The following is a 20593-nucleotide window of genomic DNA, read 5'->3' on the forward strand; positions in this document are numbered from 1 at the left end:
CGAAGATGCGCATCGGCGTGCCGGGCCCGGAGGATTCCGGGCTCTCCGAGGCGGTCGCGGAGGCCGGCGGGGAGCCCGTCCCCGTATCGCTGCCCTCATTCTCTCCCCGGGGAGGCGTCGCGCTCCGGCGCGAGTGGGTGGCAGACTCCGTGGAGGTCGCCTGCGAGGCGCTCCGGGTGGAGGCGCTCCTGCTGGAGGCAGCAAGGAGCGAAGATCTGGCGGGGCTTCTGCTCGCGGCGCTGCGCCTGGACGTCCCGGCCGTGCTCGCCTCGCCCCCCTCGACCCCGCTCTCGGCGGCGCTCGCCGCGCTCGGGTTCTGGACTTTCGGGGGCGAGCCGGTCGGGGCGTTGCTCTCGGACCCTCCGCGCTCGCGCGGGCTCGTCGACAGCTTCTCGCTCTCCAACGCACTGCACGCCGGGCTAGCCCTCGGGGGCGGGCCGGAGATGCTGGTGCACCTCGCCGCCTTCGCCAACGAGACAGACTCCTACGGCTTCTCCCAGATGGCGCGCGTGCTCGCCCCGGAGAGACCCGCCATCGCCGACACGAGGTCGAGCTGGTTCCGCGAGCACGGCCTCGGCGGGGTGCTCGCCCTGCTCGACGACATCCACGACGTGAGCACCCTGGGGGGCGACCTGAAGACGCTCCTGCCCGATCCTGCCCCGCACGCTCCGCCGGGGCGCACCTCACCGCGGATACTGTTCGTCTCCGCCCGCGGTTCGGGGACAGAGACCGTCGCGCTGGTGCCGAAGGAGAGGGACGAGGTGCTCGGCTGGTGCAGGACATTCACCTCCGAGGAGGCGGCGGCCGCGGCGGTGCGCGATGGGGAGCTCGAGGAGGGGGACATCCTGGTCGTGCAGGGGTGTGGACCGCACGGAGGGCCCGGTCTCCTGCGGCTGGACGAGCTTGGGCGGGCCATAGAGGAGAGCGGTGAGGAGGTACCGGTCTTCACCGATGGGCTGCCGCCCGAGGGAGCCGGTCCACTCTGGTTCTCGCTCACCACGCCGGAGGCTTCCGAGGAGGGCATGATCGGCCATTTGCAGGACGGCGACTACATACGCTTCGACCTGCGCGAGGAGCGCATCCGCGTCGGGGTGAAGGCCCACGACCTCGAGCTGCGCACCAGCCCGGTCGAGTCCTGGATGACAGGCAGCGGTTACGCCGCGCGCTACTCCCGCTCGGCGCTCCCGCCGCTCGAAGGGGCAGGATTTGATTAGCCGGCGGTTCCTGGAGGGGGGGGCCGGGGTGGACGGGAAGGTGGGGCCCGCACCCGGGGAGAGAGTGCACGGAGAGGCGGGGCGCGCGGCGATCATGGGCATCCTCAACGCCACCCCGGATTCGTTCTACGACAGGGGCCGCTACTACGGGCTCGAGAAAGGGGTCGAGCGGGCGCGCCAGCTCGTCGCCGAAGGGGCGGACATCCTGGACATCGGCGGGGTTAAGGCCGCGGCGGGACCCCCGCTCCCGGTCGAGGAGGAGCTGCGGCGGGTCGTCCCGCTCGTCGAGCGGGTGCGCGAGATCAGCCCGGTCCCCATCTCCATCGACACCTTCACGCCGGAGGTCGCGCGCGAGGCGCTCAAGCGCGGGGCGGACATCATCAACGACACCTCGGGGCTCGCCGACCCGCGCCTGGTGGAGGTGGTGGCGGAGGCCGGGGCGAGGGTCGTCATCATGCACCGGGCGAGCCCGCCGCGGGTCAAGATGCCGCTGCCGCGCTACGGTGACGTGGTCCGGGAGGTCGTCGAGTTCCTGCGCGGCCGGATCGAGGTGGCGCTCGCCGGCGGCATCACCCGGGAGAACATCATCGTCGACCCCGGGCTGGACTTCGACAAGAGCGCCCACCACTCGCTCGAGCTCCTGCGCCGGTTGCCGGAGATAAAGGCGCTGGGATACCCGGTGCTCCTCGCCGTGAGCCGCAAGGACTTCATCGGGGAGGTGCTCGGGGTGCCGGTCGAGGAGCGGCTCGCGGGGACGGCCGCCGTGACCGCGCTCTCGGTCGCTGCGAGGGCCGACATCGTACGGGTGCACGACGTGGGCTTCATGCGTCAGGTGGCGCGCATGGCCGAGGCGATAGTGGGAGCGGGGGGCGATCGGTGAGGGGGCCGGCCCTGCGGCTTTACCCGGCGCCCGGCGGGGAGGTGGACCCCGGGAGCATCTACGCGGACCTCGATCTCCCCGCGGGAGACCCCTACCTGGTCTTCACGATGGTCAGCACCGTCGACGGCAAGGCCGCCCAGGGAGGGAGGGCCAACCCGATCGGGTCCGACCTGGACCATCTGCTCATGCGGCGTATCCGCTCGGCGGTGGACGCGGTGATGAGCGGAGCCGGGACGCTGCGTGCCGAGGGCGTGGACCTCGGCGTGCCGGAGGAGATGGCCCGGAAGAGGGTTTCCTCGGGGCTCCGCGAGCAGCCGCTGCAGGTGATCGTCACGGGCAGCGGCGAGCTGCCGCTCGAGCGCAGGATTTTTCGGGAGGCCGGAGACGACCTCCTCGTCATCGTCTCGGAGGCGACCCCTGAGGAGAAGGTCAGGGAGATCTCACGCCGGACGACCGTCCGCCGCGTGGCGGGGGATCCCGAGCCCGAGGTGCAGGAGGTGGTGGGGCTTCTCCGCCACGAGTTCGGTGTCCGGCGGCTCGCCGTCGAGGGGGGCCCGCGCCTCAACCACTCGCTCGTCGCGGCGGGGCTCGCCGACGAGCTCTTCCTCACTCTCGCGCCGAAGGTGATAGGGGGATCCTCGGTTCCCACCATCGTCGCGGGGGAGGAGTTGCCTGAGGATGAGGTCGCCCGCCTTCGGCTCCTCTCGGCCTACCTGCAGGGCAGCGAGCTCTACCTCCGCTACCGCTTCACGGGGCGAGAAGGAAACAGCTTGTAGAGAGCCTGATCCATTATGTAGCTTTCGGAGGAGGTTGTGTCTAAAATAGCCGTCGAGGAAGTCGCGGCAGAGAGAGGAGCCTTCGAAGACCATGATGAGCAAGTACCGCCTGATGTCACCCGGTCCCACCCCGATCCCGCCGGAGGTCTCCGCGACGGGTGCGCTGCCGATCATCCACCACCGCACCCCGGAGTTCGGTGAGGTCTTCACCCGCGTCGGCGAGAACCTCAAGCGGGTGTTCATGACCAGGAACGACATCTTCGTCTACGCCGCGAGCGGCACCGGGGCGTTCGAGGGGGCGCTGCAGAACCTGTTTTCTCCCGGCGACAAGGTTCTTGTCGTCAACAACGGCAACTTCGGGGAGCGCTGGGCCAAGATGGGACGGGCCTTCGGTCTGGAGGTGACCGAGCTCGTCTACGAGTGGGGGCAGAAGGCGGACAACGCCGAGGTGGCCGACGCCCTCTCCGCGGACCCGGGGATAAAGGCCGCCGTCTGCGTCCTCTCCGAGACCTCGACCGGGACCGTCAACGACATCGAGGGCTTCGCGAAGGCCACCGAGAACGTCGTCACGATCGTCGACGCCGTCTCGGGGCTCGGGGCGTGCGAGCTCAGGACCGACGAGTGGGGCGTCGACGTGGTGGTGGCGGGCAGCCAGAAGGCGCTCATGACCCCGCCGGGGCTCGGGTTCGTGAGCGTCTCCGAGCGGGCGTGGCGGGCACACCAGGAGGCTGCGATGCCGCGCTTCTACTTCGACTGGACCCAGGCGAAGAAGGCCTCCCAGAAGAACCCGCCGCAGACCCCCTGGACTCCCCCGGTGAGCCTGGTGATGCAGCTCGACGTGGCGCTCGGGCAGATCCTGGATGAGGGCCTCGAGAACGTCCTCGAACGTCACGTGCTGCTCGGCCGGGCGGCCCGCGCCGGCGTCAAGGGGATGGGGCTCAGGCTCTTCGGCCCCGACGAGGACATGAACACCGCGGTGACCGCCGCGTGGGTGCCGGATGAAATCGACGGCAAGCGCTTCGTCAACACCCTCTTCCAGGAGCACGGCGTGCAGGTCGCCGGGGGGCAGGGCAAGATGAGCGGCAAGATCTTCCGCATCGGGCACTGCGGCTACTTCGACGCCTACGACATCATCGCGACGATCGCCGCGGCCGAGCTCACGCTTGAGTCCCTCGGGTATCCCGTCGAGCTCGGGAAGGGCGTCGCGGCGGCCCAGCGGGTGTTCTCGAAGAGCGGGGTGGCCGCTTGAGGGTACTGGTAACCGAGAAGATCTCCGAGAGCGGCGTCGAGCTCCTGAAGCGGGAGTTCGACGTCGACGTGGCGCTCGGGCTCTCCCCGCAGGAGCTCTTGGAGAAGATAGGCGGCTACGACGGCCTCATCGTGCGCAGCGCGACGAAGGTTACGGCGGAGGTCATCGAGGCCGCGGGGAACCTCAAGGCGATAGGGCGCGCCGGGATCGGGGTGGACAACATAGACGTCGAGGCCGCGACCAAGCGCGGCATCCTGGTGGCCAACGCCCCGGAGAGCAATACCGTCGCCGCCGCCGAGCACACTTTAGGGATGATGCTCGCGGTCGCCCGGCGCATCCCGGCCGCCGACGCCTCGCTGAGGCGGGGGGAGTGGAACCGGGGGGCGTTCAAGGGGGTCGAGGTCGCCAGGAAGACGCTCGGGCTCATCGGGCTCGGGCACGTCGGTTCGATCGTCGCGCGCGGCGCTTTGGGGATGGGGATGGAGGTCCTCGCCTACGACCCCTACGTCTCCGGGGAGAGGATGCGGGACATGGGCGTCGGGCGGGCGGAGAGCGTGGAGGAGGTGCTCGAGAAGGCGGACTTCGTCTCGCTGCACGTCCCCCGTACACCGCAGACGACCGGCATGATAGACGCGGAGGCGCTCGGTCGGATGAAGAGGAGTGCCTACCTGATAAACGTCGCCCGCGGCGGGATCGTGGACGAGCAGGCACTCTATCAGGCCCTCAAGGAGGGGAAGATAGCCGGGGCCGCGCTCGACGTGTTCACCGAGGAGCCGCCCGCGGGGTCTCCTCTTCTCGAGCTGCCGAACACGGTGCTCACCCCACACCTGGGGGCGAGCACCGCCGAGGCGCAGGACCGGGCCGGCCTCACCGCCGCCGAGCAGGTGGCGGCGGCGCTCAGGGGGGAGGTCCCGGTGCACGCGATCAACGCGCCGGTGCCCTCCGGCGAGGGTGCAGAGTTCGTCTCCCAGTTCTCCGGGCTGTGCGAGACGCTCGGGAGGCTCCTGTATCAGCTCACCGACCATCCGGGCAACCTGCTCAGGATCGAGTACCACGGCGAGGTCGCCCGCTACGACACCCGGCTTCTGGACGTCTCGGCGCAGAAGGGGCTCCTGGAGCCGATGGTCCACGAGCCGCTGAACTTCGTGAACACCCCGATCATCGCCCGCGAGAAGGGGTTCAAGGTGGAGACCTCGCGATCGCCGGAGAGCGCGGACTACACGAGCCTGGTGGTGCTCCGGCTCTCGAACGAGAGGGAGAGCGTGGTGAGCGGGACGCTAGTCGGCCCGCGCATGCGTCCGCGCCTGGTCGGAGTTTTGGGCTTAGACGTGGACATAGAGCCCGAGCGGTACATGCTCTTCATCCGCAACGAGGACGTGCCCGGCATGATCGGCAAGGTCGGGACCGCCCTCGGCGGCCACGGCATCAACATCGGCAACATGGCCGTCGGGCGCGGGGAGCCGGGCTCGCGGGCGGTCATGGCGGTGACCGTGGACGACCCGGTGCCTCAGGAGGTGATAGAGGATCTGCTCAAGATCCCGGGTTTCAAGGAGGCCCGTCCGGTGACGCTCTGGTGAGGTTTTCATGTCTGAGGTCGTAGAGGAGATACTGAAGCGCTACAGGCCCTCAGCCCCCACCTACCGCCCCGGGGAGAAGGCTCCTTTCTCGGGCACCTTCGTCTGCGATCGGGGCACGATGCGGCCCCCGGTCTACGTGCAGCTCTCCCGCGGGGAGGAGTTCCCGGAGGCGGAGGGTATGGGGCACCACACGCTCTGGCGCTCGACGAACATCCAGGCCTGATGGGTGGGCTCTAGCCCCTGCGCCCGATTATATAGAGGGCGAGGCTGACGAGCAGGATGGCCCCGGCCAAGTAGAGCAGTTCGAGGGCGCTGGCGTAGCTGAGGTTCACGGCCTGCTTGAAGAACTCAACCGCGAGTATGACGACGAGGAGTTTTGCTACCTTCTGCTTGAGGTCTTCGAGGCTCTCGATCTTCAACAGGCGGGGGGCAACCTCCGAACGCTCGGCAGCCTCTATCTTCCCCACGAACAGCTCGTAGAGTCCGAAGGCCGCAACGATGAGCACGGAAGCCACAAGGAAGGCGTCGAGCGCCCCCACGATTCCGGCCAGGGCCTTGCCGCGGACGGCAGAGCGGGCTGTAGAGAGCTGGTGCCAGCTTCCGTAGAGGTCCACGAGCCCCATGTATATCGCGCAGAGGGCCATCGCGACGCACGCCACCACCGGGACGATGATCATGAGCCGTGCCGCCCACAGCAGACGCTCGAAGAGATGGCCAGAAGAGCCACGTCGCTTCATGAACCAACTATAGCTTAGCGTATAATGGCCCGCCGGGCATGCTCGAACGTGGAGGTGTAGATGATCTTCTTGCGAGCCGTGCCAGAGGGCTGGTCTTTCCGCAGGTTCGAGGTCCGCGGCGGGGACGGTGCGGTCGTGGGGAGCGTCGATCTCTCGAACTGGCGCGAGAGCGCGGAGATCGAGGTGGGTGGCGGGCGCTACCGGGCCGTCCACGGGGCACTCCGAAAGGATTTCGTGCTCTCGCGCGAGGATGGCGGAGTCGTCCTCGCGGTTGAGAAACCTTCGGCCTTCAGGGACCGCTTCTACTTCGAGCACGACGGTCACTACGAGTTGAGGAAGGAATCGGCCTGGGGGCGCGCCTTCGAGCTCCGGCGCGACGGGACCGGCGCGGTCGGCAGCCTGAGACCCGAGGGGATGTTCAGGCGTTCGTGGACGGCGGAACTGCCCGACGACCTGTCGCCAGAGGTCTGTGTGTTCCTGATCTGGCTGGCCATCTTGCTGGACAGGCGGGCCGCAGCGGGGGGAGCGGCCGCGGTATCCGCAGGGTTTTAGCACCTCTTCCACGTGGCAGGAGTGCTCGGGGGATTCCCGGCTACCTGCCGTGCTCCCGGATGAAGTCCGCCGCAAGCTCCGCTATGCGGGGTGCGTCGTTGTCCAGGGTGGCGACGTGGTAGGAGTCCTCGAGCCGGACCAGCTCCTTGTGCTCGCTGCCGACCTTCTCCAGAAAGTATGGGCCGTTGTCGGGTGGGACGACGTGGTCCTCGGTCGACTGCAGGATGAGCGCCGGGCAGCGCACCTCCGGCAGCAGGTCGTCGGTTGCGCGCATGAGCGCCATGAGCTCCTTCATCGCCGGGACGGGCATCTCGTCGTAGACGAGCTCCTCCACCCCCGCCTTCTTTATGTCCGAGCCCACCCCCGGCAGCGTCGGCGGGGCGTCGGGGGAGAGGACGATCCTGGCAAGCTCGGGGTTTCCGAGGAAGACGCAGCCGTTTATCGGGATCACGCCGCGCACCACCTCGGGGTGCGTCGCGCCGAGGTAGAGCGAGAGCGTCCCGCCCATCGAGAGCCCGCAGACGAAGACCGCACGGGTACGCTCCTCCATCCAGGCCAGGCCTTCCTCAAGCGAAGAGATCCAATCCTGCGCCGTACTTTCTGCCATCTCCGAGACGCTCGTCCCGTGACCGGCGAGCCGCGGTCCCTCGACCGTGAATCCCTCGCGGGCGAGGGCCTCCCCGAGCGGGCGGACGCTCTGGGTCGTTCCGGTGAACCCGTGCGAGACGAGGACGCCGACATCGCCACCCTCGAAGCGGAAGGGCTCCGCACCTTCCATGACCCTTTCGGACATTTGTTCCCTCCTCAGGAGCCGTTTATCGCGCGCTCGGCGAGCCGGGCGCCTTCGACCATGTTGGAGAGCTTCTCGTAGGCCACCTCCCAGGTGCGGGTCCTGAGGCCGCAGTCGGGGTTGACCTCGATGCGCTCCGGGCCGAGGACGTCGGCGGCGTGGAGGATGCGGTCGCGCACGAGCTCCGCAGGCTCGATGAAGTTCGTGTGGATGTCCAGGACCCCTAGCCCGATCCTGCCATCCCAGGCACTCTCGGCGAACTTCTCCAGGATGGCGTAGCCGGGTCTGTCTTCTTGTTTCCTGCCCGGCTCGCGCGAGTCGCGGTTTGCGAACTCGAGCTGCAGCTCGTAGCAGTCCACGAGATCCTCGATATGAGGGAAGAGGCAGGCGTAGTCCGAGAAGCAGATGTGCATGCTCGTCCGGGCGTCTATCCCCTCGCGGGTCGCGTTGAAGGTCTCCACGACGAGCGGGACCTCCTCCGGGCGGGTGGTGGCGGCGGGCTCGTCTATCTGCACCCACCCCGCTCCGGCCTCGACGAGCCCCTCGACGTTGGGCCGTATCACCTCGCGCGCGACGTCGAGCCCGAACGCCCGGCGCGCCTCGGCCCGCCGGCTGGCGGAGGCCCCGAGCATGCTGCCCGCGGCGTAGTACTCGTCGTAGGACCAGTCCAGGATGGTGTAAGCCCCGGTGAAGGGTACCTTGACCACCCTGTCGGTGTGCTCGCGCACGAAGAGGAACTCCTCCAGGTCGTAGGGGGATTCCACCCTCGGGCGCTCGACGACGGCGGCCTTGGTGTAGTACTTGTTGTCGAAGGAGCGGACCGTGCCCCGGCTCTCGAAGCCGCGGGCGTGGCGCGCGACGTGGTCGTACATCTCGCTGCGGCGCTGCTCGCCGTCGTAGACGACGTCGAGACCCGCGCTCTCAAGCAGCCGTATCGCGTACAGCGCGGCGAAGTCCTGTATCTCGGCCCTCTCCTCTTTGGTGAAGCCCTCACCCTTCGCGAGGAGTTCGAACAGGCGCTCCCGCCCCTCGACCCCGAGGCGTTCCCCCCACCGGCGGGCCTCCTCGACGTCTTCGCTCCCGACCGGACGGCCGGAGACGGACTTCACCCGCCAGCCCGGCTTGGCGAGGCTCCCTATCTCGCGGGTGGTGAAGCGGATCTCGCTCATCTTCCTAACGTTCCTCCTTCGTGATCCTCGCGGCCTCTCCGAGGAGGGCCAGCTTCTGGCGGGCGATCTTCTCCGGCACGAACTGCAGGTCCCCGTTCGGGACCAGGTGCAGCTCCGCCCCTTCCTCCAGCTCTCCGAGCAGCTCCGCGGCGAACCGGGCGATCTCCTGCGGCTTCTCCAGGAGCGAGTTGCGGGAGTCTATGACCCCGGCCAAGAGCGTCTTCGGGAACGGGCGCGGCAGCGCCTCGACGTCGGTCGCGTAGAAATCCACCCCGATCGCGGCGACATCGAGCTCCACCAGCTCGCCGAGAACCTCCCCCGCGTCCCCGAACGGGAGCTGCAGCGCGAGCGGCAGGGGGCTCTCGAGGGCGTCCAGCGCCCGGCTCAGGGGGGAGACGTCGACGTTCCCGCCGAAGAGCGCGGCCTCCTGCAGCACGACGAGCGCGCATCCCCTCTGCGCGAGGTGCCTGATCTGGGGCCCTATGACGTTCGCCGCGATCTCCTCGGCCTCGATCCCCCCCGTGGAGAGGGCGGCGAAGGAGTGGGGGGAGGGGAGCGTCGCCACCCATTCCCCGGCGGGGAGCCTGGAGAACGCGAAGTAGGGCTCGCCGAGCGGCTCGGCGAGGCGCACCCTGCCGCCGGCGGGAGAGGGTGCTCGGAAGAACGTGTTGGTGTTCAGGAAACGGGTGAGGGGACCCGGCTCGATACCCTCCGAGGCCTCGGCGAACGGGCGGAAGATGTCCTGCCAGACGAGGAGCCCGTCCGAGACGTAGTCCAGCCCGGCCTCCCGCTGCGCCTCGAGGAGGCGCCCGAGGTCTTCTTCCCTCCTTCTCTCTACCTCTTTCTCCGTCGTCCGCTTCCTCTCCAGATCCCGGGTGGCCTGCACCAGCTCCTCGGAGCGGGCGTAGATCCCGGGCGCGTAGGCTTTCGTCTGCGGCATCTCCTCTCCTTCCCTTTTCTAACTGCGCGAGTGGGGCCTCTGTGCGGCCTCCATGACCGCCGCGGCGAGCTCCGGCGCGCCCGCCGGGGGCATTATGTACGCTCCGGAGACGAGATGCTGCGTCCGGGAGAGGATCTCCTGCGCGACCTCGACCCCGTAGAGCGGGGCATCCTCGGGGGAGAGGTCCGCCAGGCGGCGGCGGATGCGTTCGGGGATGCTGATGCCCGGCACCTCGTGGTGCAAGAACTCCGCCTGCCGGGCGCTCCTCAGCGGCAGGAGCCCGAGGAGGAGCCTCACCCTCTCGTCCCCTATCTCCTCCAGCGCCCGCTCGAGCGCCCCGACCTCGAAGACCGGCTGGGTCCAGAAGGCGTGCGCCCCCGCCTCGAGCTTGCGCCGGAGCCGCTCGACCTCCGAGCGCAGATCCTCCGCCGTCGGGTTGAAGGCCGCCCCGATGAGGAAGCCCGGCGCCCGTCCGACCGAGTTGCCCGCGAGATCCTCCCCCGCGTTCATCCTGGAGAGGATGTGGATCAGGCCGATCGAATCCGTGTCGAAGACGCTCGTGGCTTCGGGGTAGTCCCCGATCTGGGCCGGGTCACCCGTGACGGCGAGGATGTTCTTCACCCCGAGGGCAGCGGCCCCGAGCAGGTCGGCCTGCAGCCCGAGGATGTTGCGGTCGCGGCAGGAGATGTGCGCGACGACCTCTATGCCGGCCTCCTCCTGCACCACCTTCGCCGCCGCCACCGGGTGCATCCTCAGGCGCGCCCGGGCCCCGTCGGAGATGTCTATCGCGTCCGCCCCCCTCTCCTTCAGGAGGCGAGCGGCCTCGACGACGCCGGAGACGTCGTTCCCGCGCGGGAGGTCGACCTCGACGGCGATCGCGAAGCCTTCTTCCAGCCTCTCGGCGAGCCGGGTGGCTGGCCCCGATCTCACCGTCCCGTCGTCGGACCTCTTCGCCGCGGCCTGCGGGCGGGTCGTCCTACGCTCCGGTACGAAGTCTTCGAGCGCCCGGGCTAGGGCGGCTATGTGCTTCGGGGTGGTGCCGCAGCAGCCACCGATGAGGCGGGCCCCGGCGGCGGCGAGGGTCAGCCCGCGGGCGGCGAAGTGCTCGACGTCTTGGGTGTAGCGCACCCGGCCGTCGACGAGCTGCGGCAGTCCGGGGGTGGGGTAGGCGGCGATCGGGCCGGCGACGGCGGACATCTGCTCGACGATCCCGGCCATCCGCTGCGGGCCGACGGTGCAGTTGGCCCCGACGAGGTCCACCCCCCACGAAGAGAGCTCGCGCGCGACCCGCTCGGGGAGTCCTTCGGCGAGCGTCTCCCCGTCCTCGACGAAGGTCTTGGAGGCGATGATGGGAACGCCGAAGGCGCGGATCGCCTCGTAGGCCAGGCGCAGCTCCCGCAGGTCGGTGAAGGTCTCCAGGATCAGGGCGTCCGCCCCTCCTTCGAGGAGCGCCTCGGCCTGCTCGGCGAACGTCTCCCTGGCCTCCTCCGGAGTCAGGCTCCCCACCGGAGCGAGCGGCCTCCCGAGCGGGCCTATCGCGCCGAGTACCAGCACCTCTGTGGAGGTCTCTCCGGCGGCCTCTTTCGCGAGAGCGGCCCCGGAGGTGTTTATCTCGCGCACCCTGTCCTCCAGGGCGTGCTCGGCGAGCTTGAGACGGCTCGCGGCGAACGTGTTCGTCTCTATCGCCCGGGCCCCGGCGCGCACGTACTCCTCGTGCGCCCTTCGGACGAGATCCGGATGTGTGAGGTTCGCCCGGGCGTAGGGATGCCCGTAGCCCACGCCACGTTCCGCCAGAAGGGTCCCCATCGCGCCGTCGCCGACGAGGACCCGACCGTCGAGATACTCTCTGAGGTTCTTATCCAAATCCACCAGCCTCTCTCCGCTCCGTCGATCTTCGCGCGGAGGAGAGGCCGCGGAAAGCTCTGCGGCCCATCTCTCGGAGGCTCCTCCGCGGGAATTGGCACCTGGCGCGGGACTTTCCGCCCGCCGGTTGCCGCGGCTTCACAGGGCCCGTCCCTCCACCGCTCTGGATGGGCTGGCGGGAATTACACCACGATCATGATGGCGTTGCAATCGCCGCGCCGCCGGGCAACGGGAGGCGGGCGACGAGCTCGGAGGGGTTGCGGGCGGCGCAGGAGGCGGCAACGGCGAGCTTGCGGGGGAGCGGGGTGTCGGGCCGGCGGGAGAAGACGTCGTAGCCGGCCTCCTCTATCCGCTCCAGGATCTCCGAATAGAGCCTGCGGGCGACGATGACCGGGAAGCGGCTGCCGCGGGGTATGTAGCGCATCCCCTCGTCGGCGAGGGCGTAGATGCGCCGGGTGCGTCCTATCTCGAAGCGCATGAGCGCCACGAAACGCTCGTCGATCACGCCGCGGGCGAGGTCGTCCTCCGTGTATCCGAAGCGCTCGAGGTCTTCGAGGGGGATGTAGATCCTGCCCCGTTCCCAGTCCTCCCCGATGTCGCGCAGGAAGTTCGAGAGTTGCATCGCCACCCCGAGCGCACCGGCCGGCCGGCGCGCCCGCCCGTCGACCACGCCCATGATGCGGCACATCATGAGCCCGACGACCGCGGCGCTCCCGTAGACGTACTCTTCGAGGGCTTCGTAGGTCGGGTAGCGGGAGATGCTGGTGTCCATCTTCATGCTCTTCATGAAAGATCCCACGTCGGCGGTATCTATGCCGCAGCACCTCGCCGTGTCCGCGAAGGCTCTGATTACGGGATCCCCGGTACCTCCGCCACAGATGGCATCGAGCGTCTCCCGCTCGAGATCCTCCAGCGCGGCGAGCTGCTCCTGTGGGGTGCTTTTGCCGGGGTTGTCCACGATCTCGTCGGCGCAGCGCATGAACGCGTAGAGGGCCTGCACCCGCGGGCGCACCTCCCGCGGGAACAGGCGGGTCGAGACGTAGTAGGTCTTGCTGTAGGCCTTCTGTATCCTGCGGCAGAGTTCGTAGCAGGCGTCCAGGTCGTCGAGGCCGCCGGCGTCCATGCCGTAGCTCTCAGGATCGATCCTCACGAGAGATCCTCCAGGATCTTCTCCGAGGCGAGCCGGGCTCCGATCACGACGAGGGGAACACCGGTCCCGGGGTGGGTGCTCGCGCCGACGAAGTAGAGCCCCTTTGTGCCCTTCGAGGCGATGGGCGGCCGGAAGTAGCCCACCTGCAGGATGCCGTGCCCGAGCCCGAAGGCTGCTCCCATCTCGAGGTTGTACTCCTCACGCCAGTCCCGCGGGGTCCTGACCTCCTCGAAGAGGACGTCCGACCAATGTATCCCGCACCGCTCCTCGAGCAGCGAGTAGACCTTCCCCCGGAATGCCTCACCCTCTCTCTCCCAGTCCACCCGGCCGCCGAGGTGCGGTACGGGGACGAGCACGAAGAGGCTCTCCATCCCCTCCGGGGCCATCGCGGGTTCGGTGCGCGAGGGGACGACCGCGTAGAAAGAGGGATCGTCGGGCAGCACGCCCTCTTCGAAGATCTGCTCGAAGTTCTCCCGGTAGCGACCGGAGAGGTAGAAGTTGTGGTGGAGCATGTGGTCGAGCTTCCTGCCGACGCCGAGGTAGAGCATGAACGCCGAGGCGGTGTACCGGAGTTTCTGCCTGCTCCTCCTGGGCATCCCGAAGTCCCCGTCGGCCCGGCCTCCGAGGAGCTCGCGGTAGACGTAGGGGAGGTCCGCGTTGGCGAGGACGGCATCGGCGTGGATCCCCTCTCCGCCGGCCCTGACCCCGACCGCCCGGCCCTTGCGCACGAGTATCTCCTCGACCGGACACCCGAGGTGGAAGTCGACCCCGAGCTCTCTGGCGAGCGTCTCCATCGCCCGGACCAGCTCGTACATCCCCCCGCGCGGGAACCACAGCCCGTCCTCGGCGATCTCAGTGTAGGGTAGCAGCGAGTAGACCGCCGGGGCCTCGAAGGGGGAGAGCCCCAGGTACATGGTCTGCAGGCTGAACGCCTGACGCAGCTTCTCGGTGCGGAAGAAGCGCGAGACGGAGCGGTAGTAGTTGCCGAGCGCACCCGTCTTTGCGAGAAGCCGCAGGTTGCGCGTGCTGAAGAACTCTCCGGCGCTCTCGAAGTCGCGCTCGACGAACTCGCTGCGCCCGAGCCTGTAACGGTGGCAGGAGGTTTCGAGGAAGCGGTAGAAGCGGGGGGTCACGCCCGGTTCGATGCGCTCCAGCTCGCGGATCATCTCTGGCAAAGTCCGACGCATCGTGATCGAATCACCATCCCCGAAGACGACCCGGTAGCGGGAGTCGAGGGGGAGAAGCTCGACGTAATCTTCGAGGCTCTCCCCGACCGAGCGGAACAGATCCCGGTAGACGTCGGTCATCAGCAGGAGCGAGGGCCCGGTGTCGAAGACGAACCCACCCCCCTCCAGCCGCCCCATGCGCCCGCCACTCCGGAGGTTCTTCTCGAAGACCTCGACCTCGAGCCCGCTCCCCGCGAGCCTTATCGCGGAAGCGAGCCCTCCGACCCCCGCCCCCACGATGAGCACCCTCTTGCCGGACAACCCGCCTCCTACCATGTAAATGTAACTGTTGTTCTCATATCTCGTACGATACTAACAGGGACGCTGGAAGATACGGTAAGCGCCCTTACAGCCGGCCTCCGGCGGTGGCCGGGGCCCTTGCTGTTGCGCCCCAACTGTGAGTACGAGGGAGGGGGAAGCTTGGATCTCAGGAGAGGGATTCCAGGAATCCCATGGCCGAGAGGGTGGCGTGGAGCCGGTCGCGGATCTCCTGGTGGTTCAGGAAGGCCTGGTGGCCGCCCTCGTACCAGGTGATTTCGGGCCTGCCCCAGTGGCGCCACAGACTCTCGGGTTGAGAGGGGGGGACTACCCGGTCGGCGTTGCCGGCGAAGATGGCGAGCCTCTCCGGGGGGAGGCGGGGTTCGAGGGCGAGAGGGGAGATGACGCGGCTCAGCAACGCCAGTTTCCGCTCGTCAAGGCCGGAAGATTTCAAGCAGCTTACCACGGAGCCCGGGGCGTTGTTCCAGAACATGGTCGGATAGTCGGAGGGCGGGTTGCACACCACGACGCAGTCGAGGTCACGTTCGAGGCCGCACAGGAGCGCGGCGACGTATCCTCCGAGCGAGTGGCCGAGGACGCCTACCGCCGGGGCGCCCTCCAGGCGCAGCCGGGATGTCATCCTGCGGATGTCCCAGAGTGCCTGGGAGGCTGCGTGCAGCGTGTCCATCATCTCCCCTGAGAGCACCAGGTCTCCGCTTACGGGCCCAACCCTGCGCGGGCCGTGGGTCGGAAGCACCGGGATGAGGAGGTTGAGCCCCAGCTCGCGGTGCAGGTATCCGGGCCGGAAGAGGGAGAGGTCGAGCCTGGGTGAGCCCATGCGGATGCCTGGTATGCACACGAGCCAGGGACGAGGTCCTCCGGCGTGCCGCAGCATCCAGGCACAGGCCGTGCGGTTGCGTTCGTGGGAGAGCCAGCGTTCGCGGCCCGGCTCCGCGGGGTGCGGCTCGTACCTGCTCTCGAAGGTTATCTGCTCGAAAGAGATGCCCCGGACGCTGCGCTTCCTCAGCCGAATCTCGTTCACCGGTGGTGGTGTCCGGTGGTAGGCGACCGGATGCGAGAGCCACCCCTTCTCGTCGAAGAGCGCGAGCGCCTCATCCACCTCCTCAGAGACCCTCCTGGCCTGCTCCCCGAGCGTCAGCGGCCACGTCGTGAGCATGAGGTAGCACATCGAAGCCTCGTCCTGCGCGGCGCGGGCGGCCGGCTTCAGGCCCATCTGGGGCGCGGGGACCCCCTCGGGCAGCCTCCCGCGCGCGAGCGAGGCGTGGCCGGTCAGGACGAAGTTCAGGGCGGAGGAGACGAGCAGTGCCGCCGCGGCCGGCCCCGCGAGTGCGAAGTAGGGGATGGACAGGGCCGCACCGATCAGGGATCCGAAGGCCGTGAAGTGCCGGATGCGGGCGTCTCCCGGCCAGAGGAGGCCCGAGATGCCGGACGCGAACAAAAGCGCCCCCGGAGGCCATCCCAGGAGCACGCCCCACACTCCCTCCCGCGCGCCGCTCCAGAGCCAGGCACCGCCCAGCACGACCGGCCAGAGGGCGGAGAGGAGCAGGATCAGGTGCCGCCTTCTGGTGCCCTCCCGAAGGTTCTCGCCGTGTTCCTTCTCCCTATCTTGCGACATCAGGGTCGTCCCCGGTGTTTGACAGCAGGACGCAACGAGCTACTCGTACTGTACAGCCTCCACGATGTCCTTTCTCGCCGCCGTCCGGGCCGGAAGGAGCCCGGCGAGCACCCCGATCACGAGCCCCGAGAGGATCGCGTAGAGGGCCGGGAGCGTCGGGTAGTAGAAGGAGATGTCGAAGCCGTTCGCCCCGGTCCCGCGCACGAAGAGGTACCCCAGGAAGGAGCCCAGCGCCACCCCCAGCACGCAGCCGATCACGCTTATCACGACCCCCTCGTCCACGATCAGACGCCCCACCTGCAGCCTGGTGGAGCCGATGGCCCGGAGGATGCCTATCTCCCGCGTGCGCTCGAAGACGCTCATCGAGAGGGTGTTTATCACCCCGAAGGCCGAGACCGCCACCGAGACGCCCATGATCGCGTAGAAGAACGCGTACTGCTGCTCGAAGCTGCGCTCTATCGAGGCCTTCCACTCGGCGTTGGAGTAGAGCGTGAGCTGGGGGTAGTCTTTGATTACCTCTTTTATCCTGTGTGCGATCGCTGCCCGATCGGAGCCGGGAGAGACCTTTATCGCGAGGAAGCCGTCCCCGCCCACACCGAAGTCCCGCTCGATCGTTTTCTTCGAGACGTAGACTCCGGTGCCGCCGCCGAGGATGTCGTTGTCCACTATCCCCGCGACCCTGTAATGCCTGATGCCCCTGGGGCTCGGCACGGAGACCTCGGAGCCGATCGTGAGGTGCTGGGAGCGGGCGAGCTGCTTGCCGATGATCGTCTGGCCGCGCTGGAGCTTAGAGAAAGCCTCCCTGCCCACACCCCTGCCGGAGGCGTAGTTGATCCTGAAGATGTCCGTATAGTTTCTTTCCAGCCCGAAGACGAAGTAGATCCGGCTACCCATACTCTGAACGGTGGAGGAAATACCGGTAGTCTCCTCCACACCGGGGATCCTCTCCACCCGGTGGGCTATCCCGGGTGAGAAGGTGATGCTCGAGTTCTGGGTCGTGGGTTCGATCACGTAGTCGCTGCCGAGGGAGCCTTCCAGGTAGGTCCGGATCGAGCCGAGCACGCTCCCTCCGAGTGTGGCGAAGGTTATGACGAGGGCGATGCCGATCATGAGCGCCGAGGCCGTGAGCGATGTCCTGCCCGGGTTGCGCGTGGCGTTGGCCGAGGCCATCCTCCCCTCTACGCCGAAGAGCAGGCGCAGGATGGGGGAGAGTCCAGCGGCCATCGGCCGGATGAGCGTGGGGACCAGGAGCGAGATGCCCAGGAAGATCGCGATGACTCCTGCCATGCCGGAGGCGTAGACGAGCCCCTGCAGCTGGGCCGAGAGGTGCTTCGCCAGGTAGTAGGTCCAGGGGATGCCCCCTCCGGCGAGGACCACACTGGCGAGGGGCGAGAGCCGGGCGGCGCGGCCGCGCCGCCCCTCCCCGGTGGGAGCGCTGCGGGAGCGCATCGCCTCCACCGGGCTCACCCGGCCCGCGCGCAGCGCCGGGTAGAGTGCGGCGAGCACCGTGATCACTATCCCCACGGCCACCGCCGAGGCGAGCGCGAACGGCGAGACGTCCACCCGCTCTATCTGGAAGTGGAAGGCCCGGCCGAAGAGGTAGGAGAGACCTCGGGCCATCAGGTAACCGAACGCGAGCCCCGTGACAGACCCCGCCAGCCCCAGCGCGGCAGCCTCGATTATGACCGAGCGGGCGATCATCGAACGCGTCGCACCGAGCGCCCGGAGCATCCCGAGCTCCCTGGTCCGCTCCAGGACGGTCATCGAGAGCGCGTTGAAGACCAGAAAAGCTCCGACGAAAAGGGAGGTCCCGGCGAAGAACAGGAGCGCGAGCTCGAAACCCTGGAACTGGCTGTTCGCCTCGCGGGTGCGGGTCGAGGAGAGCTGGGCCGTGAGCCCTCTGCCGAGCGAGGAGTCGAGCTCCTTCCTGAGCCGTTCGACCGGCACCCCCTTCGCCGCCTGCACGGCCACACCCGAGATCCTGTGCGGGTAGCCGAACTCCTTCTGGACGAAGCGCAGCGGGGCCATGCCGAAGGCGATCCCTCCGAAGGAGCCACCCGGCGTCCTGAGCGTACCCACCAGATTCATCCGCACCACGCCGCCCGGCGTCCCCACGCGCACCTTCTGTCCTACCCTGAGCCCCGCGGCCTTCGCGGTGCCGGCGTCGAGCATCAGCTCGGCCCCGCTCCTCGGGTAGCGCCCCCTCGCCAGGCTGAAGCCGGTGGCGAAGGCGGCGCTCTTCGGCTCCACCCCGAACAGGCGCATGCTCTCCACCCGCGGGTGCCCTCCCTTGCCGCCGAGGATGAGCGAGGAGGGTACCGAGAGCCGGGGGGCCGCCGAGCCCACGTCGGGGTTCGAGCGGATCTCGCCGAGCCTGGATTCTTCGAAGGTGCCGTTTCCGCCCTGCGCGGTGACGGTTATCTCCGCCGCACCGTAGGCCTTCGAGTAGAGTTCGGTGAACGTCTTCGACATCGTGTTGGAGAGCGTGATCACGCCGAAGACTATCCCCACGCCGAGGACGATACCTATCGCCGTGAGAGCGGTCCTCTGCGGCCGCGCACCGAGGTTGCGGACGCTCATCTGCGAGAAACGCCTGAGCCTCAAAGGTCTTACTCCTTGGCGGATTCCAGCGTCTTTATCCGCTCCAGGATCTCGTCCTGGGAGAGCCCCCGGGCCTCGCTCACCATGCGTCCGTCGGCCAGGAAGATCACGCGATCTGCGACTCCCGCGGCGCGGGCGTCGTGGGTGACCATGATCGTGGTCTGTCGGTAGCGGCTCACGGACTCCCGCAGGAGCGAGAGTATCTCGCCCCCGGTCCTGGAGTCGAGGTTGCCGGTCGGCTCGTCGGCGAGCACGATGTCCGGATTGCGCAGCAGGGCGCGTGCTATCGCGACCCGCTGCTGCTCGCCGCCGGAGAGCTCGTCGGGGCGGTGCGTCCTGCGGTCCTCAAGCCCCACCAACTCCAGCAGCTCCGAGAGGCGCCCCTCGTACTTGGAGGCCCTCTCGCCCGCGATGAGCGCGGGGAGTAGGATGTTCTCCTCTGCCGAGAGCGTCGGGATGAGGTTGAAGAACTGGAAGACGAAGCCCATCCGCTCCCGCCGCATCAGGGTGAGCTTCCTGTCGGAGAGGCCCGAGAGGTCCTGCCCGCCGACGATCACCCGCCCCGAGGTGGGGTTGTCCAGGCCCCCCAGGATGTGCAGCAGGGTGCTCTTCCCCGAGCCCGAGGCACCCATGATCGCGGTGAACTCGCCGGTCGAGAAGCCCGTCGAGACGCCGTCGAGCGCCCTGACGGCTGTCGGACCCTCGCCGTAGACCTTCACCAGGTCGAGGGCCTCGAGAGCCATGCCGGAGTCCAGCCGCACACGACGAGTATACCCTCGTCGGACGCGAGACGTCTTGTAGCACAGCTGCTACAATAACCCTGACCGAGACCTTCTGCTTCCCGCGCGGAGCGGGAAGCCGCCCTGTAAGACCACAGGAGGTATGAGACTTTGGAGAACGCCTACGAGGTCATGCTCATCGTGATCCCCGAGCTCGACGAGGAGCAGGTCGAGAGCACGGTCGGCCGCTTCCGCACGATCATCGAGCGCACCGGCGGGGAGGTGCTCAACGTCGACCTGTGGGGCAAGAGACGGCTCGCCTACGAGATAGACCACCGCTCCGAGGCCTACTACGCGGTGATACACTTTACGGTCGGCGAGAGGACCCTCGTCGAGCTCAAGCGTATCCTGCGCGTCTCCGACGACGTTCTGCGGCACATGATCGTGAAGCTCCCTCCCGACTACGCGGGATCGCTGCGCGAGGAAGAGAGCGTCGAGGCGGCAGGCTAAAAGTGGATCGCGAGGAGGTAGCATAGAAAAGTGAGCAGCAAGAGCAAGGGATCCGGCGGCGGGCGCTCCGGCAAGAACAAGCCGTGCGTCTTCTGCAAGGAGAACGTCACCTACGTAGACTACAAGGACTACAACACCCTCAGGCGCTTCATCTCCGACCGGGCCAAGATCCGGGCGCGCCGCGTCACGGGGCTGTGCCCCAAGCACCAGCGGGAGACCGCCCGGGCGATAAAGCGGGCCCGGGAGATGGCGCTGCTTCCCTACATCGCCGGACGTTAGAGGGGGCTTCTCTGAGATGCAGGTGATACTCACACAGGACGTCGAGAAGGTCGGGAACCGGGGCGAGATCGTCGACGTGAGCCGCGGCTACGTCCGCAACTTCCTGGTGCCGCGCGGGCTCGCGGAGGTGGCGACCCCCGCGAAGCTCGAGGAGGCCCGCAGGAGGATGCAGGAGGCCGCCGAACGCGAGCGGCGGCTCGCCGAGCGGGCCGTCGAGATCGCCGAGACGCTCAACAAGAGCGTCATCACGATAGAGGCCCGCACCGGCGAGGACGAGCGGCTCTTCGGTTCGATCACCGCGGCGAACATCGCCGAGGCCATAGAGCAGGCGCGCGGCATCCACCTCGACCGCCGCAAGATACGCCTCGAGGAGCCGATAAGGTCGCTCGGGACGCACCAGGTCCCCGTGCAGGTGCACGGGGACGTCGAGGCCAGCGTCAAGGTCATCGTCGTTCCGAAGCTCTAGG

The 20593-nt window shown here is 68.2% G+C and carries 20 protein-coding genes and 1 riboswitch; of the genes, 10 read left to right on the top strand and 10 right to left on the bottom strand.

Annotated elements, in window-relative coordinates:
- Positions 1-5 precede the first annotated feature (5 nt).
- From PJB24_RS00440 to PJB24_RS00465, 6 genes are all read left to right on the top strand, one after another.
- Positions 6-1214 carry an IlvD/Edd family dehydratase gene (locus PJB24_RS00440; protein WP_273841502.1) on the top strand — a complete coding sequence of 403 codons (1209 nt, stop codon included), beginning with the start codon at positions 6-8 and terminating at the stop codon, positions 1212-1214.
- Complete coding sequence (folP, locus tag PJB24_RS00445) at positions 1207-2094, top strand: dihydropteroate synthase (RefSeq protein WP_273841504.1); 888 nt, start codon at positions 1207-1209, stop codon at positions 2092-2094. The genes PJB24_RS00440 and folP overlap by 8 nt, the downstream gene beginning before the upstream one ends.
- On the top strand, positions 2091-2870 hold the full coding sequence (locus tag PJB24_RS00450; protein ID WP_273841507.1) for a RibD family protein: 780 nt from the start codon (positions 2091-2093) through the stop codon (positions 2868-2870). Before folP ends, PJB24_RS00450 begins: the two co-directional genes overlap by 4 nt.
- Before the next feature lie 91 nt (positions 2871-2961).
- Complete coding sequence (locus PJB24_RS00455; protein ID WP_273841509.1) at positions 2962-4119, top strand: pyridoxal-phosphate-dependent aminotransferase family protein; 1158 nt, start codon at positions 2962-2964, stop codon at positions 4117-4119.
- Positions 4116-5696, top strand: coding sequence for a phosphoglycerate dehydrogenase (gene serA, locus PJB24_RS00460; RefSeq protein WP_273841511.1), 1581 nt, complete (start codon positions 4116-4118; stop codon positions 5694-5696). Before PJB24_RS00455 ends, serA begins: the two co-directional genes overlap by 4 nt.
- A gap of 7 nt (positions 5697-5703) precedes the next feature.
- On the top strand, positions 5704-5919 hold the full coding sequence (locus PJB24_RS00465; protein WP_273841513.1) for a YjzC family protein: 216 nt from the start codon (positions 5704-5706) through the stop codon (positions 5917-5919).
- A gap of 10 nt (positions 5920-5929) precedes the next feature.
- On the opposite strand, the gene PJB24_RS00470 is transcribed toward PJB24_RS00465, so the two are convergent.
- Positions 5930-6433: a YqhA family protein gene (locus PJB24_RS00470; protein ID WP_273841515.1), complete on the bottom strand. Its 504-nt coding sequence runs from the start codon at positions 6431-6433 to the stop codon at positions 5930-5932.
- A gap of 60 nt (positions 6434-6493) precedes the next feature.
- Here PJB24_RS00470 and PJB24_RS00475 point away from each other — a divergent pair, with 60 nt between their 5' ends.
- On the top strand, positions 6494-6985 hold the full coding sequence (locus PJB24_RS00475) for a hypothetical protein (protein ID WP_273841517.1): 492 nt from the start codon (positions 6494-6496) through the stop codon (positions 6983-6985).
- A gap of 40 nt (positions 6986-7025) precedes the next feature.
- Here the strand turns inward: PJB24_RS00475 and PJB24_RS00480 are convergent, their stop codons facing one another.
- The 9 genes from PJB24_RS00480 to PJB24_RS00520 all read right to left on the bottom strand — a co-directional run bounded on the left by PJB24_RS00480 (position 7026) and on the right by PJB24_RS00520 (position 19379).
- Complete coding sequence (locus PJB24_RS00480; protein ID WP_273841519.1) at positions 7026-7778, bottom strand: alpha/beta hydrolase; 753 nt, start codon at positions 7776-7778, stop codon at positions 7026-7028.
- Between the two features lie 11 nt (positions 7779-7789).
- A complete protein-coding gene (locus PJB24_RS00485) occupies positions 7790-8944 on the bottom strand; it encodes a uroporphyrinogen decarboxylase/cobalamine-independent methonine synthase family protein (protein WP_273841522.1) in 1155 nt (384 codons plus the stop codon).
- A gap of 4 nt (positions 8945-8948) precedes the next feature.
- Positions 8949-9884 carry a uroporphyrinogen decarboxylase/cobalamine-independent methonine synthase family protein gene (locus tag PJB24_RS00490; RefSeq protein WP_273841524.1) on the bottom strand — a complete coding sequence of 312 codons (936 nt, stop codon included), beginning with the start codon at positions 9882-9884 and terminating at the stop codon, positions 8949-8951.
- A gap of 18 nt (positions 9885-9902) precedes the next feature.
- Positions 9903-11753, bottom strand: coding sequence for a bifunctional homocysteine S-methyltransferase/methylenetetrahydrofolate reductase (locus PJB24_RS00495; protein WP_273841526.1), 1851 nt, complete (start codon positions 11751-11753; stop codon positions 9903-9905).
- A 57-nt stretch (positions 11754-11810) separates the two neighbouring features.
- Positions 11811-11921: riboswitch (SAM riboswitch) on the bottom strand.
- A 19-nt stretch (positions 11922-11940) separates the two neighbouring features.
- Positions 11941-12897 carry a phytoene/squalene synthase family protein gene (locus PJB24_RS00500; protein WP_273841529.1) on the bottom strand — a complete coding sequence of 319 codons (957 nt, stop codon included), beginning with the start codon at positions 12895-12897 and terminating at the stop codon, positions 11941-11943.
- Positions 12894-14384 carry a phytoene desaturase family protein gene (locus PJB24_RS00505; RefSeq protein ID WP_273841532.1) on the bottom strand — a complete coding sequence of 497 codons (1491 nt, stop codon included), beginning with the start codon at positions 14382-14384 and terminating at the stop codon, positions 12894-12896. The genes PJB24_RS00500 and PJB24_RS00505 overlap by 4 nt, the downstream gene beginning before the upstream one ends.
- A 166-nt stretch (positions 14385-14550) precedes the next feature.
- Complete coding sequence (locus PJB24_RS00510; RefSeq protein WP_273841534.1) at positions 14551-16017, bottom strand: alpha/beta hydrolase family protein; 1467 nt, start codon at positions 16015-16017, stop codon at positions 14551-14553.
- 39 nt (positions 16018-16056) lie between these two features.
- Positions 16057-18621, bottom strand: a complete 2565-nt coding sequence (locus PJB24_RS00515; protein WP_273841536.1) for an ABC transporter permease — start codon at positions 18619-18621, stop codon at positions 16057-16059.
- Positions 18622-18626: 5 nt separating this feature from the next.
- Positions 18627-19379 (bottom strand): ABC transporter ATP-binding protein, encoded by a 753-nt coding sequence (locus PJB24_RS00520; RefSeq protein ID WP_273841538.1) that lies wholly within the window; start codon positions 19377-19379, stop codon positions 18627-18629.
- Between the two features lie 129 nt (positions 19380-19508).
- Between PJB24_RS00520 and rpsF the strand changes: the two genes are divergently transcribed.
- Genes rpsF through rplI form a run of 3 tightly spaced genes read left to right on the top strand, consistent with a single transcriptional unit; the run spans position 19509 to position 20592 of the window.
- Positions 19509-19847, top strand: a complete 339-nt coding sequence (gene rpsF, locus PJB24_RS00525) for a 30S ribosomal protein S6 (RefSeq protein ID WP_273841540.1) — start codon at positions 19509-19511, stop codon at positions 19845-19847.
- A gap of 30 nt (positions 19848-19877) precedes the next feature.
- The gene (gene rpsR, locus PJB24_RS00530) at positions 19878-20126 is read left to right on the top strand and encodes a 30S ribosomal protein S18 (protein WP_273841542.1); all 249 of its coding nucleotides are present in this window, start codon (positions 19878-19880) and stop codon (positions 20124-20126) included.
- 16 nt (positions 20127-20142) lie between these two features.
- A complete protein-coding gene (gene rplI / locus PJB24_RS00535; protein WP_273841544.1) occupies positions 20143-20592 on the top strand; it encodes a 50S ribosomal protein L9 in 450 nt (149 codons plus the stop codon).
- The last annotated feature ends 1 nt before the right edge of the window (position 20593 follow it).

This window comes from Rubrobacter calidifluminis (genome assembly GCF_028617075.1).
Taxonomy (GTDB): domain Bacteria; phylum Actinomycetota; class Rubrobacteria; order Rubrobacterales; family Rubrobacteraceae; genus Rubrobacter_E; species Rubrobacter_E calidifluminis.